At 31.2% G+C, this 3,534-nt stretch carries 4 protein-coding genes and 1 pseudogene; all 5 read right to left on the reverse strand.

The window, feature by feature from the left end:
• Positions 1–2: 2 nt before the first annotated feature.
• The 5 genes and pseudogenes from HMPREF9129_RS09015 to ruvX all read right to left on the reverse strand — a co-directional run bounded on the left by HMPREF9129_RS09015 (position 3) and on the right by ruvX (position 3,495).
• On the reverse strand, positions 3–665 hold the full coding sequence (locus HMPREF9129_RS09015; protein ID WP_004822776.1) for an O-methyltransferase: 663 nt from the start codon (positions 663–665) through the stop codon (positions 3–5).
• Positions 666–701: 36 nt separating this feature from the next.
• A complete protein-coding gene (locus HMPREF9129_RS09020) occupies positions 702–2,366 on the reverse strand; it encodes a ribonuclease J (RefSeq protein ID WP_004822778.1) in 1,665 nt (554 codons plus the stop codon).
• On the reverse strand, positions 2,367–2,822 hold the full coding sequence (locus tag HMPREF9129_RS09025; protein ID WP_004822779.1) for a Fur family transcriptional regulator: 456 nt from the start codon (positions 2,820–2,822) through the stop codon (positions 2,367–2,369).
• A gap of 10 nt (positions 2,823–2,832) precedes the next feature.
• A complete protein-coding gene (locus HMPREF9129_RS09030) occupies positions 2,833–3,078 on the reverse strand; it encodes a DUF1292 domain-containing protein (RefSeq protein WP_004822781.1) in 246 nt (81 codons plus the stop codon).
• Positions 3,056–3,495, reverse strand: a pseudogene (ruvX, locus tag HMPREF9129_RS09035) (Holliday junction resolvase RuvX). Before ruvX ends, HMPREF9129_RS09030 begins: the two are co-directional and overlap by 23 nt.
• Between the last annotated feature and the right edge of the window lie 39 nt (positions 3,496–3,534).

Raw genomic sequence — 3,534 nt, forward strand, 5'->3', positions numbered from 1 at the left:
TTCTATTTTTTCCAAACTTTTCTCCTAACTAATAATAATCCATCTCCTATTGGAAGGATACTTGATATAAAACGTTCGTCATTTTTTATATAGCTAATAAATTCATTTAATCTTTTAATTATAGTCTTCTTTCTTCTAACAGCTAACTCTTTTTTCGTAACCATTCCTCTAAATAAAATATTATCACAAATAATTATTCCTTCATCACTCAAAAGTTTTTCGCATTCATCAAAATATTTTTTATATTGTCCTTTCGCTGCATCTATAAATATTATATCATACACATCCTGTAAAGTTTTTACTACTTCATAAGCATCTCCATTTATTACTTCTATAACATTATCAACATTATATTTTTTAATATTCTCTCTTGCTATTTCTGTGAAATCTTCTCTCAATTCAACAGTTGTATATGATTCAATGCCAGAATTTAAAGTAAAAGAAATTGCTGAATACCCTATAGCAGTACCTAATTCCAAAACCTTTTTTGGTGTAGTTGTGTTCAATAAAAATTTTATAAAGCTTTCTGTTTCCCTCTCTAATATAGGTACATGATTTTCTTCAGCATAATCTCTCATATCTTTTAAATATCCTGGATCATTAAATGAATTTATATAATCTATTACATGATCGTAAACTACTTCTCTATAAACTTCGCTTTTCATATAATCCTCATAAAAAAAGGAAATCTTGCGATTTCCTTAAATTTCCATAATTATTGGAAGTATCATTGGGTTACGCTTAGTTTGACTAAATAAGAATGACTTTAGGTCATCTCTTATTGATGTTTTAACCGATGCCCAGTCCCCTAACTTCTTGTTTTCAAGTTCTTTCAATGTGTTCTTAATAACATTTCTAGAATCTTCTATTAAATCACCAGATTCTCTTACATATACAAACCCTCTAGATATAATGTCCGGTCCTGAAATAACTTTTCCATCTTTTTTAGAAATTGTAACTACAACAACGATTAAACCATCTTCTGCTAAGTGTTTTCTATCTCTTAATACAATATTTCCAACATCGCCAATTCCAAGTCCATCTACTAAAATATCTCCTGATGGAACATCTGCAACTAACTTAGCACCATCTTCTGATATTTCTAACACATTCCCGTTTTCCATAATATAGATATTTTCTCTAGGGACACCCATACTTTCTGCCACTTCAGCATGTCTTAAAAGATGTCTATATTCTCCATGATTTGGAATGACATATTTTGGCTTAACTAATGATTGAAGCAATCTATGCTCTTCTTCGCAAGCATGACCTGAAACGTGTATTTCTCCTAGAGACTCATAAATAACTTTTGCACCTGATTCTAACAATTTGTTTATTACACTTGAAACATCTTTTTCATTGCCAGGTATTGGTGTAGCAGACAATATTACAACATCATTTGATGTCAATTGTATTTTTCTGTGTTCATTGTATGCGATTCTAGTTAATGCACTCATAGGCTCTCCTTGAGAACCTGTAGTTATTAAAACCAACTCATTATCATCATACTTGCCCATCTCTTTGACATCAATTATAGTGCCCTTCTTGACATTCATATATCCTAATCTAATTGCAGTATCTGTTACATTCAACATAGATCTACCTGAAAGAACAACTTTTCTCCCAAATTTTTCAGCTGCATTTATGATTTGTTGAACTCTATGCACATTTGAAGCAAATGTTGCAATGATTATTCTGGCATCTGGCGTACTCGCAAATATTCTATTAAAAGTTTCCCCAACAGAGCTTTCACTCATTGTATATCCTTCACGTAGAATGTTAGTAGACTCTGTAATCATAGCCAACACTCCAGCATCTCCTATCTGAGCAATTCTATTTAAGTCTATAATTTTACCTGAAATAGGTGTGAAATCTACTTTGAAGTCTCCTGAATGGAATACATATCCAAGTGGAGTCTTTATAGCTAAGCAACACGCTCCTGGAATTGAGTGATTAACATGAATCCATTCAACTTCCATTTTACCAATCTTAACATTGTCTCCGTCATTTACTACATGTAAATCTACTTTCCCAATATTATGCTCTTTTAATTTATTTTCAAGTAATCCTATTGTAAGTGCAGTACCGTATATAGGCATTTTTATTTTTCTCAAAACATAAGGTATGGCTCCTATATGGTCTTCATGCCCATGTGTTAAAATCATAGCCTTAATTCTGTCTTTATTTTTAATTAAATATGTTACATCAGGGATTACTGCATCAATTCCTAGCAACTCATGCCCTGGAAATGTCATCCCACAATCAACAATCAAAATTTCATCTTTATACTCTACTAGAGTTAGATTTTTACCAATTTCAAGCATCCCTCCAAGAGGAATTATCCTAACTCTTCCATTATTTTTCATCTATTCTCCTTTTAACTTTTGATAGCAGTCTTTGCAATGTCCATAAAATTTAAGGCTGTGGTCAATTATTTTGAAATTTTCCTCTTCTTCTATTTCTTTTTCTAAATTATCTAATAAATCTATTTTTACCTCAGTAACTTTTCCGCAATCTACACAAATTAAATGATGGTGTCTATGTTCTTCTCCAGACTCGTGCTTTAATTCGTACCTAGTTACACCGTCATCAAAACTTATCTTATCTAAAATTCCTACTTCTTCAAATAAAAGCATTGTTCTATATACAGTTGCTATACCAATATTTTTATTTTTTTCAGAAACTTCTTTATAAACTTCTTCAGTAGACAAATGAGCACCTTGATTGTCTGCAAAAACTTTATATATTTCTACTCTTTGTCTAGTAAACTTATGTCCATGTTCCTTTAATATATCTTTTACATTTTCAACACTATTATCCATTTAAAGCACCTCACTGAAGTGTATCATTTTTTACTTTTTCATATGCCTTAAAGGCGTCATATAACTCTGAACGTTCCGGCATTGTAATACTCTCACTACCATATGGGTCAATATCTATCTTGTATATATAAGTTTTTGAACCCGGGTCATCAACAGGAGCTATAGCAACATATCTATTTTCATCAATGTTAAACTCAGCTTTTACTATGAAAGCAACTACATTGTCATATTCATCAATAAAGAGTTGCCTCTGCATTATTCCTCCTCAAAATATCAAGATGAGTCTGCAAAATATATGTAGCTGCTATCTTATCTACATATTTTTTACGATTTTCACGCCTGACATTTCCTTCTATTAATACTCGTTCTGCAGAAAGAGTCGTCATTCTCTCATCAATATAAATAATTTCAACTTTATATTTATTTTTTAACTTTTCAGAAAATTTTAATACTTTTTCAGCTTGAGGTCCAACTGTATTATTCATATTTTTTGGCAATCCTACAACAACTGTTTCTATTTTATTTTCTAAAACTATCTCATAAATTTTTTCGTATGTTTTTTATTCGAAACTCTCTCTATAGTAACTAACGGTTGAGCTGTCATAAGTAACTCATCACTTATCGCAACACCAATCCATTTATCTCCTACATCAAGTCCAAGTATTTTCCCCATAACCACAACCTCAAAGGTACATATTGGCTATTAAACTTC

The sequence above is a fragment of the Peptoniphilus indolicus ATCC 29427 genome, assembly GCF_000227315.1.
GTDB lineage: Bacteria > Bacillota > Clostridia > Tissierellales > Peptoniphilaceae > Peptoniphilus > Peptoniphilus indolicus.